At 63.1% G+C, this 13051-nt stretch carries 11 protein-coding genes; 3 read left to right on the top strand and 8 right to left on the bottom strand.

The genetic code is table 11. From position 1 onward, the window contains the following. Positions 1-6: 6 nt before the first annotated feature. From SSA02_RS10730 to SSA02_RS10720, 3 genes are all read right to left on the bottom strand, one after another. A complete protein-coding gene (locus tag SSA02_RS10730) occupies positions 7-540 on the bottom strand; it encodes a DUF3576 domain-containing protein (RefSeq protein ID WP_147094079.1) in 534 nt (177 codons plus the stop codon). Positions 541-712: 172 nt separating this feature from the next. Next, on the bottom strand, positions 713-2842 hold the full coding sequence (locus tag SSA02_RS10725) for a BTAD domain-containing putative transcriptional regulator (RefSeq protein ID WP_246103868.1): 2130 nt from the start codon (positions 2840-2842) through the stop codon (positions 713-715). A 766-nt stretch (positions 2843-3608) separates the two neighbouring features. Further along, positions 3609-3935, bottom strand: a complete 327-nt coding sequence (locus SSA02_RS10720; RefSeq protein ID WP_147094077.1) for a hypothetical protein — start codon at positions 3933-3935, stop codon at positions 3609-3611. Between the two features lie 293 nt (positions 3936-4228). On the opposite strand from SSA02_RS10720, the gene SSA02_RS10715 reads away from it, so the two are divergent. Continuing rightward, positions 4229-5467 (top strand): dicarboxylate/amino acid:cation symporter, encoded by a 1239-nt coding sequence (locus SSA02_RS10715; RefSeq protein WP_246103858.1) that lies wholly within the window; start codon positions 4229-4231, stop codon positions 5465-5467. A 19-nt stretch (positions 5468-5486) separates the two neighbouring features. Here the strand turns inward: SSA02_RS10715 and SSA02_RS10710 are convergent, their stop codons facing one another. Then, positions 5487-6899 (bottom strand): amino acid permease, encoded by a 1413-nt coding sequence (locus SSA02_RS10710; RefSeq protein ID WP_246103857.1) that lies wholly within the window; start codon positions 6897-6899, stop codon positions 5487-5489. 265 nt (positions 6900-7164) lie between these two features. On the opposite strand from SSA02_RS10710, the gene SSA02_RS10705 reads away from it, so the two are divergent. Next, a complete protein-coding gene (locus SSA02_RS10705) occupies positions 7165-8787 on the top strand; it encodes a dihydroxyacetone kinase subunit DhaK (RefSeq protein ID WP_147094075.1) in 1623 nt (540 codons plus the stop codon). A 159-nt stretch (positions 8788-8946) separates the two neighbouring features. On the opposite strand, the gene SSA02_RS10700 is transcribed toward SSA02_RS10705, so the two are convergent. From SSA02_RS10700 to pstS, 3 genes are all read right to left on the bottom strand, one after another. Next, positions 8947-9762: a fructosamine kinase family protein gene (locus tag SSA02_RS10700; protein WP_147094074.1), complete on the bottom strand. Its 816-nt coding sequence runs from the start codon at positions 9760-9762 to the stop codon at positions 8947-8949. Further along, the gene (locus SSA02_RS10695; protein ID WP_147094073.1) at positions 9759-10229 is read right to left on the bottom strand and encodes a low molecular weight protein-tyrosine-phosphatase; all 471 of its coding nucleotides are present in this window, start codon (positions 10227-10229) and stop codon (positions 9759-9761) included. The genes SSA02_RS10700 and SSA02_RS10695 overlap by 4 nt, the downstream gene beginning before the upstream one ends. 168 nt (positions 10230-10397) lie before the next feature. Beyond that, positions 10398-11390: a phosphate ABC transporter substrate-binding protein PstS gene (gene pstS / locus SSA02_RS10690; RefSeq protein WP_147094072.1), complete on the bottom strand. Its 993-nt coding sequence runs from the start codon at positions 11388-11390 to the stop codon at positions 10398-10400. Between the two features lie 103 nt (positions 11391-11493). Between pstS and SSA02_RS10685 the strand changes: the two genes are divergently transcribed. Beyond that, a complete protein-coding gene (locus SSA02_RS10685) occupies positions 11494-11865 on the top strand; it encodes a DUF4870 family protein (RefSeq protein WP_147094071.1) in 372 nt (123 codons plus the stop codon). A 28-nt stretch (positions 11866-11893) separates the two neighbouring features. Here the strand turns inward: SSA02_RS10685 and SSA02_RS10680 are convergent, their stop codons facing one another. Next, on the bottom strand, positions 11894-12865 hold the full coding sequence (locus SSA02_RS10680; RefSeq protein ID WP_246103855.1) for a sensor histidine kinase: 972 nt from the start codon (positions 12863-12865) through the stop codon (positions 11894-11896). Positions 12866-13051: the final 186 nt, after the last annotated feature.

The raw sequence follows: 13051 nt of genomic DNA, 5'->3' as shown, positions 1-13051 counted from the left end.
CTGCACTCAGTTCCGGTTGCCGTTATCGGCACGGAGCTGGCGCGCACGCGCGAGAATACGTGTGGTGATGTCCGAGGTCGTGTTCGTCGCCACTGGGGTATCGACCCATTCGCTGCCCTGTTTTTCCTGACGGAATACCGAGACGCGCAGCGCATCCGAACGCAGGCGGCGATCGAGGATATAGGCAGCGATCTTGAAACGCTCGCCCGAGCTGGAGGGCGGCTGATACCAGTCGGTCAGGATCACGCCCCCATTCGCATCCGCCGAGGCGAACGGCATGAACGAGAGCGTGTCGATCGCACCCCGCCACAGATAGGCGTTCACGCCACCCTTGAGCTCGTCATCTCCCCCCGTGGCGCCGCGATCGACGCCAAGCAGATGGTTGCGCGGCTGGGTGAGGCTGTCAGGATCGCGTCCTCCCCCGCAGGCGCTCAGGGCCAGAACGGGAAGGACCGGCAGAACGGCGATCAGCCGTCTTGCGGGACTCCTGGCCCATGCGGGCAGGGAAGAGGGGGCGATCGGCTGCAAACGAGGTGTCATGATGTCCCTATTAGACTGGCACTGGCCGCGTGTCGAAATCCCCGATCGCGAAACCCGCGTCCGGCTCGAGACTCCGTTCATATCCTGCCCGCCCTGCAACGCCAAGTCGGCTCTGTGTCCAGGCGGAGCACGGGATGTCGGGAGGGGAGAGAAGAAATTGCCCGATCGGGCGTCAGCCGTGCGGGATTCCCACCCGGGCCAGCATGTCGCGCAACCAGCTCTGCATGCTCTGGGGCAGGAAGGCATGACGCAGAAGCACCCCGGCAATCGTGACATCGGGCACGAGACGCAGGAACTGGCGCTTGACCCGTTCGGTCTCCTCGCTGTTCCCCTGCGCTGCCAGCGCCACCAGATAGTACAGGACGCCCGCCGCGCTGCGCGGATACAGACTCACGAACGCCGCGCCCGCCTGACGGGCCTCCTCGGCGTTTCCGGCTGCTTCGAGCACGAGTATGCTGAACGGCTCGGAGAGAACCGCCAATGGCTGGGAGGCCCGGAGTGCCCGGAACATCTGGATCTCACTGAGCGCGGTCTCCCTGTCTTCCGAGAGAAGCGCCTGGACGGATTTGAGCGCATGAATCGAGGGGGAGATGGCGATGGCCGGAAAGACACCCCCTGCCCCGGTATATTCGGCGGTCAGCGCCTTCGCCTCGTCGAGCTGCCCCGGCGTGAAGGTACGCGTCAGCATCGAGAGCCAGACGCCGAGCGGATTGGAGCGGAGCTGGATGGCGACGTAACCGGCTGCGGAAGCGATTTCCTCCATTTCGTTCTGGGACGATCCCGACCAGTTTTCCAGATGAAGGAAAAACCGGATCAACGACCGGACATACAGGACGAAGACCGATTCCTGATCGGTCTGATAGGCGCGCTCGACGAGATCCTCGAGTTCGGAGGACAAGGTGACATCGCAGCGCAACATGAGCGTCAGGGCACGGACAGCCATCTGGAAGGCCGAGAGTTCGGAGATCGGACGCGACATCATGCGCTGCCCCTCCGAAACGAACAAAGACCACTGAAGCGATTTCATGACGTAGAACAGGAGCGCACGCTGCGCGCGCGTATCCTTGGGCAGCTCGAAGCGATCGGCCCAGACCACGCAGCCATCCTGACGGAGATTCAGCAGGCGTATGATGACATAGCCTTCGGAATTCTCGCCGTGATCGCAATTCGAGCGTACCAGACCGGAGAGCACGTAATCCGTCCCGGGATTGGCCGTATTGCCCAGAAGCGGCGTGGCATCTCCCTGCGGTTTTTCGGGGAAAGGCACCACGGTGAAGGTCTGGAGGCCGACGAGCTTGACCTCGAGACGTTCCGTCAGCTCGGCCGCAAGGCTCTCCGCATGCGCGCTTCCCGTCGCTTTCAGCGGCGCGACGGCGATCGTGCCGAGACTGCGAACCGGCGGACCGGCAGAGAGGAACGACCCCTCTCCCCCACCCGGGAAGAGACCGGAGGCTTCCGGAGCCTGATCGGAAGGAACGAGCGCCGTGTCGGACTCGGCAGAGGGGCCGTGATGCGTCTTCGCATAGGTATCGAAAGCGATCCGTTCCTGCAGCCCGCGCACGAGCGCCATCGTCGCCGGACCGGGCACCGTTCCCAGCTGATCCTGGAAGAGCTGGACGACCTGGTCGCCGAGGGCCGCGGCCTGGGCATATTCTCCTTTGGTCACCCATGCCTGGATACGGGCCCGCCATGCCGCTTCGTTGAGACTGTCCCGCAGGAGCAGGTGATCGGCCGTCTCGAGAATCGAATCGGGGTCCACCTGCGTGCGCAGGGCGCTCTCGAAGACCTGATAGATATGACGGTTGAGACGCGCGCGCTGGGCCTCGACCCACTCGGAAAAAGCGGGGTCGATTCCGTTCAGCTCGCCGAGAAGAACCTCGCTCGGCGAGGGGAGATCGCGCAGGATCGACTTGCCACCGTTCAGGATACGCTCGACATCGACAGAGGTCAGGGCCGGCTTGAGCGCAAGCGTATGACGCTGCACGTCGATCACATCGACTCCGAGCGGACTGAGCGCGTCGAGCAGACGATGGATTTCCTGCCTGAGCGAGGCGCGGGCCAGATCGTCCGGACGCCGACTCCAGAGCAGCTCGGCGAGATGAGAGCGCGGAATGGGCTTTCGATCGGAAAGCGCCAGAATGGCGAGCAGGCCCTTCGTCTTTCCGCCCACGGGAAGAACGCTCTCGCCGGTCAGAGTCGTGGCTTCCATACGCCCTATGAGACGGAGGCGGAGAAGGGTTGAATCGGTTTTTGCTACACCACGTATGGCCAGATCGAACATTACTTCACGCTTTCTCTTCATCAAGCCTTATATCACATTCCTTATCTCGGTTTTTTTACGAATCGTATTGTCCGCAGAGCGCCGGACAATGGCGTCATGGGACGGTAATGCCGAGAGAGTGCTTGTCGACAGTGGCCCCTTTGGGAAAGAAAAGCAGTAAATCTCCCACGTCCTGTCGAGATGACATGCGTTAATGCATGTTTCCTATCGGAGCGCAAACTTGCTGCAAAGAACAATCTTACTTTGACTTGCCAGTATTGCAACCGATCACGGGGAACAGAAAAAATTGAAACGCAACACCTTGCCTGCGCCTGGGAGCGGCCATACAATGCCGATGGTGGTCCGCGTAGCTCAGCAGGATAGAGCACAGGATTCCTGAAAATTGGGCGTCATGGCGGGAAACCTCATGGCGGATCTGCTCAAATTCGGGGAAAGCTCTGGCATCCATGCCGTGCCGATCCCGAGCCAAGCGTCGATTCTCCGGAATCGCCGAAGGTGTAGAGACTGTACGGGCAGCACCTGTCATCCGGCTTGCCGGATCATGGTGAAGAGACAGTCCAGACCACGAACGACGCGTCACGCGTCGGCGGCGAAAGCCGAAGTGGTATGAATCCTGGGGCCGTGGGTTCGAATCCCGCCGCGGACACCAGCCACCACGCCTCCCCCTTTCGCATCGTTCTTCACGCCCTGCCCACAGGGCCAATGCGACCTTCACGCCCTGCCGACAGGCCCATGCGACAGGATCCCGCCCCTGCGGGGCGAGAACGAGCATTCTTCCGTCTTGCCGTCAGAGAGACACGCTGCTGCCAGCACCGCCCGGTATCCGGGCGCCGCCGTTTTCGAGAGGGGGCGCGAACAGGGCGTGCAGCAGCAAAGCGACCAGGCCGATCGCGATCAGCACGCCGAAGAGTTTTCCGAACAGACGGAACGACACCACGACGAGCGCGAGAAGGAGCAAAGCGAGGAGCGCTGTCTGGATCTGATCGGGAATCCCGATACGGTCGAGAACACTGCGCACATAACCTTCTATTAGTGCAATGACTGAAATAATCAGGGTGAAAAGGCCGAATACAAATCCGAACACAACCGCCGTGATGTTCTGAAGCACCTTCATCTCCTCCGTTGCGCGCCCGGAGCGCGATGCCTCCGGTTCGTATGGAGGAGTTGCGTGGCCGGTTCAATGCCAGAACGGTCCCGGGGGCGAAACAAGCAGCATGATGGCAGGTTCGCGCTGCGGACGCGCAGCCTCCTTGGGCATTCGGGCCGCGTTTGTCGTTTAGGTCGAACGTGGCTAGAACGCCGTCGAGCCGGAGGCGGCTCATCTCTCCGGGCCGGAGGCGGCTCGCCCTTTCGGCATGATCACCCCGCGATACGGTTCACGAGGACGACAGGATGAAACGCAACAGGATGACTTTCTTCATCCTCTCGGCCATGTGTCTTGGCATCGCGACGGGGGGAACCGCCCATGCCGGACTTGCCGATCCCGCGACGCAGCAGCGATTTGCCCATTATCTCTCGATCGGCTCGACCGTCTTCCTGCGACTGATCAAGATGATCATCGCGCCGCTCGTCTTCTCGACCCTCGTGACAGGCATCGGTCATATGTCCGATGCCCGTTCGGTCGGACGCGTCGGCGGGAAGGCCATGATCTGGTTCCTCGGGGCGTCGCTTTTCTCGCTGACCCTCGGCATGATCCTTGTCAATCTGTTCGGGCCCGGACTCGGTATGCACCGGACGCACGGTGGCGGCGGCTCTCCCGTATCCACCGGCGGCATGTCGCTTGACGGTTTCGTCAATCACATCGTGCCGGATTCCATCTTCCGTGCCATGACGGAAAACGAGATCCTCCAGATCGTCGTCTTCTCGATCTTTTTCGGCGTCGCCTGCGCGGCCCTCCCCGAACAGGCCCGGATCGTCATGGCGTGGACGGAAAGCCTCTCGCGCATCATCCTGAAGGTGACGACCTATGTCATGGGGCTGGCGCCTCTCGCGGTGTTCTGCGCCATGGCCGCAACCATCACGACGAACGGGCTCGGCGTGCTCGTCAATTACGGCAAGTTCATGGGAGAGTTCTATATCGCTCTCGCATTGCTCTGGCTGGCGCTGATCGTCGCGGCATTCGTCACGCTGGGTCCCCGCGCCCGGCGCCTCGTCAGCCTCATGCGCGAGCCCTTCCTCCTCGCCTTTTCGACTGCGAGTTCCGAGGCCGCCTATCCGCTCATGCTGGAGCGTCTTTCGCAGTTTCCCGTCCCGCGGCGGATTTCTGCCTTCGTCCTGCCGCTCGGCTACTCGTTCAATCTCGATGGCACGATGATGTACTGCACATTTGCCAGCATCTTCATCGCACAGGCCTACGACATCGCCCTTCCCTGGGGCACGCAGATCGCGATGCTTCTGACCCTGATGCTGACCAGCAAGGGCGTTGCAGGAATCCCGCGCGCCTCTCTGGTGGTCATCGCGGCCACGCTCGGACAGTTCCACCTGCCCGAGGAAGGCGTGCTCCTCATCCTCGGGATCGACACCTTCCTCGATATGGGCCGCTCGGCGACAAACGTCGTTGGAAACTCGCTCGCCGCTGCGGTCATCGCCCGGTGGGAGGGCGAACCCGCCGAAGAACCGGGCTCCGCGGCCGCCCGGCAGGGCTGACCGGGCGTCCCCTCTGCGGTCAGCCCTGCTGGCGACGGCGTCCCATCAGAACCAGCCCCCATCCTGCGGCCAGGGCTGCCGCAATGAGCGGGATCGCGATCACGGTATATGTGCCCTCCGGATAATCGAGCCCCATCATCACCAGCACGAGAGCGAGAAAGCCGAGCGTGAGCCAGGACGTGAACGGTGCGCCCGGCATCCGGAAGCCCGCATTCTCGATCTCTCCGCGATCCACGCATCGCCGCAGCCGGATCTGGCAGAGCAGAATGAAGCTCCAGGTGCTGATGATCCCGAGGGCCGCAACATTGAGCACGATCTCGAACACGCGGGACGGGATGAGATAGTTGAGACCGACACCGACCATATAGACGGCGACCGTCGTCAGAATGCCGACATACGGCACGGACTGACGGTTCATTTTCGCCAGGGCTTTCGGGGCGGAACCGCCCATTGCGAGGGCGCGCAGGATCCGTCCGGTGGAATAGAGCCCCGAATTCAGGCTAGAGAGCGCTGCCGTCAGGACGACGATATTCATGACCGTATCGATATGGGGCACGCCCAGGGCCTCGAAGAAGGTCACGAACGGGCTGACCCCCTTGTGATACGCACTCCACGGCAGCAGGCAGACGAGGAGAACCACCGAGCCGACATAGAACAGGCCGATCCGCCAGATCACACTGTTGATGGCACGGGGTATGATCGCACGGGGATTGGCACATTCCCCCGCTGCCGTACCGACGAGCTCGATGGCCGAATAGGCGAAGACGACACCCTGCATGAGGAAGAGCGCTGGCATGATACCATGCGGGAAGATCCCGCCGTTTTCGGAAATGAGATGGAAACCGGGCGTCACGCCTCCGACCGGCATGCGCGTGCCGAGAATCAGGCAGCCGCAGATGAGGAACAGGGCCAGCGCCACCACCTTGACCAGCGAGAACCAGAATTCCATCTCGCCGAAATAGCGCACCCCGATCATGTTCATCGTGCCCACGATGCCCAGAGCTGCGAGAGCGAACACCCATTGCGGCACATGATCGAACGTGCCCCAGAAATGCATGTAGAGGGCAACGGCGGTGATATCGACGATACCCGTCATGGCCCAGTTCAGAAAGGAGAGCCAGCCCGCGACATAGGCCGCTTTCTCTCCGAGAAACTCGCGGGCATAGGAGACGAAGCTTCCCGCGCTTGGGCGATACATGACCAGTTCGCCAAGGGCGCGCAGGATGAGAAAGCAGAACAGGCCGCAGACGAGATAATCGATGGCAAGAGCCGGTCCCGCCTGCTCGAGCCGGGTTCCGGCCCCCAGAAAAAGCCCGGTGCCTATGGCCCCGCCTATGGCGATCATCTGGACCTGACGTCGCCCGAGATCCTTGTGATATCCCTCGTCCGTCTGCTGGGGCGGATGAGAACCCGACTTGGCTGGTATGTCCAAAACTGTGCGATCCCGACTTTGTTGCACGATAATCTTTTCCCACCGTAACGAATGCCCACTCCCCTGCCAATCGTTTCCCTCCGATCGTGCCGACGCGCCCGGCCCGTCGCTTCCCCGGCTCGTCGCATCCCCGGTTCGTCATATTCCCGGTTCGTCACACCAAAGTGTTTCGTTCCGGTCGGATACGGCGTGTTCCTGAAGAAGCACCTTCCCTAGGCTGCTCCCTGTCGGCTCCGGAGCGAGCCCTATCGAGCGGAGGCGGATCATGAAGCGGTTCTTCAATCGTCGGGAAACCATCGTCGCGGAAGGTATCGAAGGCCTCCTGCGTTCCTCTTACGGGGCGGAGCTGTGTCGGCTGGACGGACAGGACGATCTGCATGTCGTGCTCAGAAAGGACTGGTCTCACGACAAGGTCGCCATTCTTTCGGGCGGCGGATCGGGCCACGAGCCCGCCCATGCCGGTTTTGTCGGGAAGGGCATGCTGACCGGCGCGGTCTGCGGTGCGCTTTTCGCGTCGCCCGGCGTGGATGCCATTCTGGCGGCCATCTGTGCGGTCACGGGAGAGGCTGGCTGCCTTCTTGTCGTCAAGAACTACACCGGAGATCGTCTGAATTTCGGGATCGCCGCCGAACAGGCGAAAGCCCTCGGATACCGGGTCGAACTGGTTATCGTGGGGGACGATATCGCTCTGGGGCGCACGGATCGGGCGCGCGGCATCGCCGGCACCGTTCTGGTGCACAAGATCGCCGGGGCGGCAGCGGAGGCCGGTCTTCCGCTCGAGACGGTGGCAGCGCTCGCCGGTCGTGTCGCCTCTTCGCTCTTCTCGCTCGGTCTCGCGCTGAGCGACTGCAATGTCTATACGCCGGATCAGTCGCCCCGGCTGGGAGATGACGAGGCGGAACTCGGCCTCGGCATCCATGGCGAGGCCGGTGTCGAGCGCATCCCTCTGGCATGTCTGGACGATCTCGTCGCGCGGACTGCAGACAAGCTGATGGCGAGCCTACCCAGGGACGAGGATCTCGTCATCATGCTCAACATGCTGGGCAGCGTGCCGCCGATCGAGGCCTGCGCGCTCGTCGAAGGCTTTTCCCGCACGGCACTCGCGCAGCGCGCGCGGTGGATCGTCGGTCCTGCGCCTCTCATGACGGCGCTGGACATGAACGGTTTTTCCCTGACGGCCCTGCCTGCCACACCGGATTTCGTGGCCTTTCTCGAGGCGCCTGCAACGCCTTTCGCCTGGCCGGGAGTTGCACCGTTCGGCCCCGCCGCCACCTGCCCGGCACCAACGCTTCCGCAGACGTTCCGGGACCCCGCTTCAGAGGAGCCCTTCACCCATGCGCTGATCACGCGCGGGGCCGAAATCCTGATCGATCGGGAAAACGCACTGAACGCGCTCGACGCGCGTTGCGGCGATGGCGATGCCGGTTCGACCTTCGCCGACGCGGCGCGCCAGATCCTCAGGGTCATCGACCGGCTTCCTCTCGCATCTCCGGATCTTCTTGCCGCCACACTCGGGCGCCTGCTGGCCCGTCACAGCGGGGGGTCGAGCGGCGTTCTCCTCTCCATCCTGCTCACCACGACGGGAAGCGATACCGACTGGCGCCGGGGACTCAGGAAGGGCGTCGGGAAAATGCAGGATTATGGCGGCGCAAGACCGGGCGACCGCACGATGCTCGACGCGCTTCTCCCGGCGATCGATGCCCTCGAATCCGGCGCATCGATCGGCGAGGCCGCACAGGCGGCGCGGAAAGGGGCGGACAGCACGCGCGGCATGACGGCGCGGGCGGGCCGTGCGTCCTATATCCCGCCGGAGCAGCTGGCCGATATCCCCGATCCCGGAGCCGAGGCCATCGCACTTCTCTTCGAGGCTCTGGCACAGGAGCGCTGAACCCGCTCCTGCACCTTCTGCTTCCCCCTTCCCTGCTTCTGGCTCCCTGCTCCCGGCCCCTGCCCCCGGGCCGGGTAGCAAAGGGGACGGCGGGCGGAGGAAAAACTACCGGAACAGAAGAGGAGAGACCCGAAGACAGGGCGAAGCGGAAACTTCCGCTCAGAGAGAGATCGCGTCGAGGCACCGATCGAGCAGGGGCAGATAGGTCGCACCGAACAGGCGGCAATGCACCAGAGCCGGCCAGAGGCGATAGGCGAGGATGCTGCGCTCATATCCCGATGGCAGCGGACCGTAGGCCTCCCAGAAAGCTGGCGGCGGAGATGCGAACAGGGTGAGGATGGCAAAATCGGCGCTCGCATCTCCGACAAAGCACGCGGGATCGATCAGGGCTGCGCGGGTGCCTCCCGCCGGGTCGGGCGTATAGACGACATTGCCGCTCCACAGATCCCCATGCAGCAGAACGGCACGGGGCGCCTCCGGCAAGAGGGTATCGATCCGCTCCATGACATGATGGACCCGCGCTGCGTGCTCGCGTGGCAACCCTCCCAGAAACGGACGCAACCGCTTCTCTCTCCAGAAGCGGCGCCAGTCATCGTCCCATCCGTTCTCGATGGGAACGGTGCCGAATGCATAATCCGCATCCCATCCGTATCTTCCGGGTTGCGGCGTGGCATGGAGGCGGGCCATGGCCGCGCCGAGCGCCGCCCAGTCAGTTCGCGCGGGCGGGAAATAGGAGAGCACGAGCAGATCTGCGGCTACACCCAGAACCTGCGGTACGGTGACACCCGTCCCTGCGAGCGACTCGAGCATGGCGGCCTCGATCTGCGGCTGTCCTCCGATCTTGACGACCGCCTCGCGACCGGAAGGAAAACGCAGATGCCAGATCTCCGACAGATCGCCCCCGCCGAGCGGCATGGCGTCGAAATCGTCCTTCTCGCCTATCAGCCTTGCGGCATCGACAAGACGCTCGCTCATGCAGCATCCAGCGTCGCGCGGGCGAGATGGCTGCATCCCAGCGCGATCTCCTGCCAGGCCGTCTCGAAATCGATATCCTTGCCGTAGAAGGGATCGGGGATCTCATCACCCTCGCGCTCGGGAACATGATCGAGAAGCAGGCGAATGCGTGCCTCAGCACCCTGGGGAGCGAGGCGACGCAGGGCGCGAAGATGGCCGCCATCCAGAGCGATGATATGATCGAACCGCGTGAAGTCCTCTTCCTTCACCTGTCGGGCGAGATAGTGATCGATGGTCAGACCGTGCTTGCGGGCGACACGCCGGGCGCGGATATCGGGTGCCTCGCCGACATGCCAGACACCGGTGGCGGCGGAATCGATATCAAGATCGAGGCCGCGTTTGCTGGCCTCGGCGCGCATTGCGGCCTCGGCCAGGGGAGAGCGGCAGATATTGCCCGTGCAGACGAACAGGAAGGAAGGCAAGGCCATAACGTCATTTCCGCGTTGTCACTGGTTGAGATCACGGCAAGGAGTGTAATCCGACCGTTCAGGAACAGCACAGCATAAAGCGCATGACATCCGTGGGAATGGGATACGGCTTCAAGACTTTGCTACGACCGGAGAAGGGAACTTTTTTCCTCCCGGTTGCATCCCGTTTCAGCCCGGCCACGCTTCGAGGATTTCCGAACGCACCTTTTCGGGAAGAACCACATAATCGAGCGTGCGCGCGTCTTCCTCGCCCTCCGTCAGACCTGTCTCGAAAAAATGACGGGTCCCGGGATTGCCCTTGAGGGGAACGAGCGCATAGGTCGCGCTCATGATCGGCCAGACGCCCGGCCCCGCGAGATCGAGCAGATCGACCACGTGATTCTGCGCATGAGCCCAGTCCGCGCGGTCGGCAGCCGCAGCGAAAGCCGCTGGCCCCGCCTCCACATAAGCGCCGTCGCGATTTCTGAGACGGGCCATCGGCAGATGGTTGTGACGCGCATAGGCATATTCGACATAGCCGATTCCGCCGATCGTCTGGCGCACCGTCGCCGCCACCCCGTCATTGCCGCGAGCGCCCGCTCCGCTGCTCCATGCGACAGATGTGCCCGCACCCGTGCCCGTCTTCCAGGACGGGGATACGCGCGACAGATAGGAGGTGAAGACGAAGGTCGTGCCGGAGGCGTCAGCCCGGTGAACCGCAGCGACCGCCTCGTCCGGCAGATCGAGCCCGGGATTCTGGGCTGCGATACGCGGGTCGTTCCACGCGCCGATCTCTCCCGCATAGATCGCCTCGAGCGTCGGCCCGTCGAGCCTGACGGCCCCCGCCGGAATACCGGGAATATTGACGATCACCACGATCGCCCCGAGCGCCGTGGGAAACTGGTACAGATGGTGCGCTGCCAGAAGACCGGGGCGCGCCGGCTTGTCCGAAGCTCCGAAATCGACGGTCCCTGCGACGACCTGATTGATCCCGGCTCCGGACCCCACGCTTTGGTAATTGACCTCGACACCGTCTTTCTGGTGCACTCTTTCTCCCCAGCTTTCATAAAGGGGCGCTGCGAAACTCGATCCGGCCCCCGTTACGGTCTGCCCCTGCGCCGGGGCGGAGAGGGGAAGAAAAGCGAGGCCTGCGAGGAGGGCGAAGCGTTTGGTCAGAGTCATGCTACCAGTCAGTTCTTCGTATCGACAGGAAACGCCGCGATTTGACGTCGGCGGCCATTCCGGGCTCGATCTAGCATAACAGAACGGAAGGAACGAACCCCCCATGCAGTCCGGCTTCACAGAAGGATGGCGCGCCATGCCACGCAGCGAACAGGCAAGACGATGGGCGTGGATCGTGCATATCCTGTTCATTGCCTCGTTCTTTTTCGGGATCACCAGCATTCCCGGGGTCATCGTCGCCTATATCAAGCGCGGTCAGGCCAGGGGCACGATCTATGAGAGCCATTTCATCTATGCGATCCGGACGTTCTGGCTCGGTCTGGCCGGTGCCATTCTCTCCGGCCTGCTCTGCCTCGTTTTCGTCGGCTATGTGATGTTCGGCATTCTCTTCATCTGGTGGCTCGTGCGGGTGATCCGCCCCGTCATCGCCCTGGTGGACGACGTGCCGATCAGAAATCCGCGCGGCTATTTCTGACGGATCCTCGCCGCAAGACCGGACGCGTTCAGCTTTCGCGGGGCAGCCATATCCGGCAGCTCATGCCCTTGCCGGGCGCGCTTTCGATCCTGAAGCGTCCGCCATGGCGATCGACGATATGCTTGACGATGGCAAGGCCCAGCCCCGTCCCCGATTGCGCAGCATTCGCCCTGCCCTCGACGCGATAGAATCGCTCGGTAAGCCGGGGGACATGCTGCGTATCGACGCCGCGCCCGTTATCCGACACGACGATCTCGACGCCACGCGCCCCTTCGGCGACGATGCCGACACGGATCTCGATACCCGGACCGCCATATTTCAGCGCATTCTCGACCAGATTGAGCAGAACCTGCACGATCTGGTCCTCATCCGCCGGGAAAAACAGCTCCTCCTCGACCGGAAGAATGACGAGACGCGCGTCGGAGTCCCGCATGAGGATGTGACTGTCCTCGAGCAGTCGGTCCATGAGATCCTGCGCGGCGACCACGGCATGGGGCCGCAGATGCTCGAGCCGCTGGACCCGTGAGAGATAAAGCAGACGCTCGATGAGGCGTTCCATACGGGCCGCCTGTGCGGCCATGATCGCAAGAAATTGCTGCTGGGCCGCAGGATCGTCGGAAGCAGGCCCCTGCAACGTCTCGATGAACCCCATCAGCGATGCGAGCGGCGTGCGCAATTCGTGGCTGGCATAGGCGACGAAATCGGCGCGCATCCGGTCCACGACCTCCGTCTCCGAACAATCCTCGAGTACGGCGAGGACCCCCTCTTCCCAGTCGACGGATCTTGCGAAGCGGTCAGGCCATTTGCGGAAGGTGACCTGCACGATCCGCCTGACCGGAACGTCCAGCTCCACCCGGGTCACGACCGCCGTCTCGGGGGTGAGACTCGAGAGGACCGACTGGACAGCCGGGTGACGGATCACCGCGCCGAGCGTATCGCCGAATGTCGAGCGTGCGGTGCGATTGGCATGAAGGATGCGTCCGCCATCATCGAGAAGCACCGACGAGACGGGAAGCAGCTCGCAAAAGGCCGATGCCCGCGGCGGATCGCTCTCGCCCGGGCCGGTCGGCAGGAAGTCGTCCGGTCCCGCCGGCCGGGCCTGACGCCACGCATGCCAGGAAAGCCACCACCCGGTCAGGGCTAGGATCAGGAACGCGGCGAGAAGGATCGTCAGGGTCGCGATCCC

Origin of the sequence: Swaminathania salitolerans (assembly GCF_007988945.1) — a bacterium.
In the GTDB taxonomy this organism is placed as follows: Bacteria; Pseudomonadota; Alphaproteobacteria; order Acetobacterales; family Acetobacteraceae; genus Swaminathania; species Swaminathania salitolerans.
Note: the sequence above shows the minus strand (reverse complement) of the source record. Positions and strands in the feature narration are given on the sequence as shown.

What these genes read in the sequence shown, in the direction of transcription:
- pstS (WP_147094072.1), bottom strand. Translation starts at nt 11,390, where the DNA reads ATGACTCTGACCAAACGCTTCGCCCTCCTCGCAGGCCTCGCTTTTCTT.
- SSA02_RS10700 (WP_147094074.1), bottom strand. Translation starts at nt 9,762, where the DNA reads ATGAGCGAGCGTCTTGTCGATGCCGCAAGGCTGATAGGCGAGAAGGAC.
- SSA02_RS10705 (WP_147094075.1), top strand. Translation starts at nt 7,165, where the DNA reads ATGAAGCGGTTCTTCAATCGTCGGGAAACCATCGTCGCGGAAGGTATC.
- SSA02_RS10720 (WP_147094077.1), bottom strand. Translation starts at nt 3,935, where the DNA reads ATGAAGGTGCTTCAGAACATCACGGCGGTTGTGTTCGGATTTGTATTC.
- SSA02_RS10730 (WP_147094079.1), bottom strand. Translation starts at nt 540, where the DNA reads ATGACACCTCGTTTGCAGCCGATCGCCCCCTCTTCCCTGCCCGCATGG.
- SSA02_RS10685 (WP_147094071.1), top strand. Translation starts at nt 11,494, where the DNA reads ATGCAGTCCGGCTTCACAGAAGGATGGCGCGCCATGCCACGCAGCGAA.
- SSA02_RS10715 (WP_246103858.1), top strand. Translation starts at nt 4,229, where the DNA reads ATGACTTTCTTCATCCTCTCGGCCATGTGTCTTGGCATCGCGACGGGG.
- SSA02_RS10695 (WP_147094073.1), bottom strand. Translation starts at nt 10,229, where the DNA reads ATGGCCTTGCCTTCCTTCCTGTTCGTCTGCACGGGCAATATCTGCCGC.
- SSA02_RS10725 (WP_246103868.1), bottom strand. Translation starts at nt 2,842, where the DNA reads ATGAAGAGAAAGCGTGAAGTAATGTTCGATCTGGCCATACGTGGTGTA.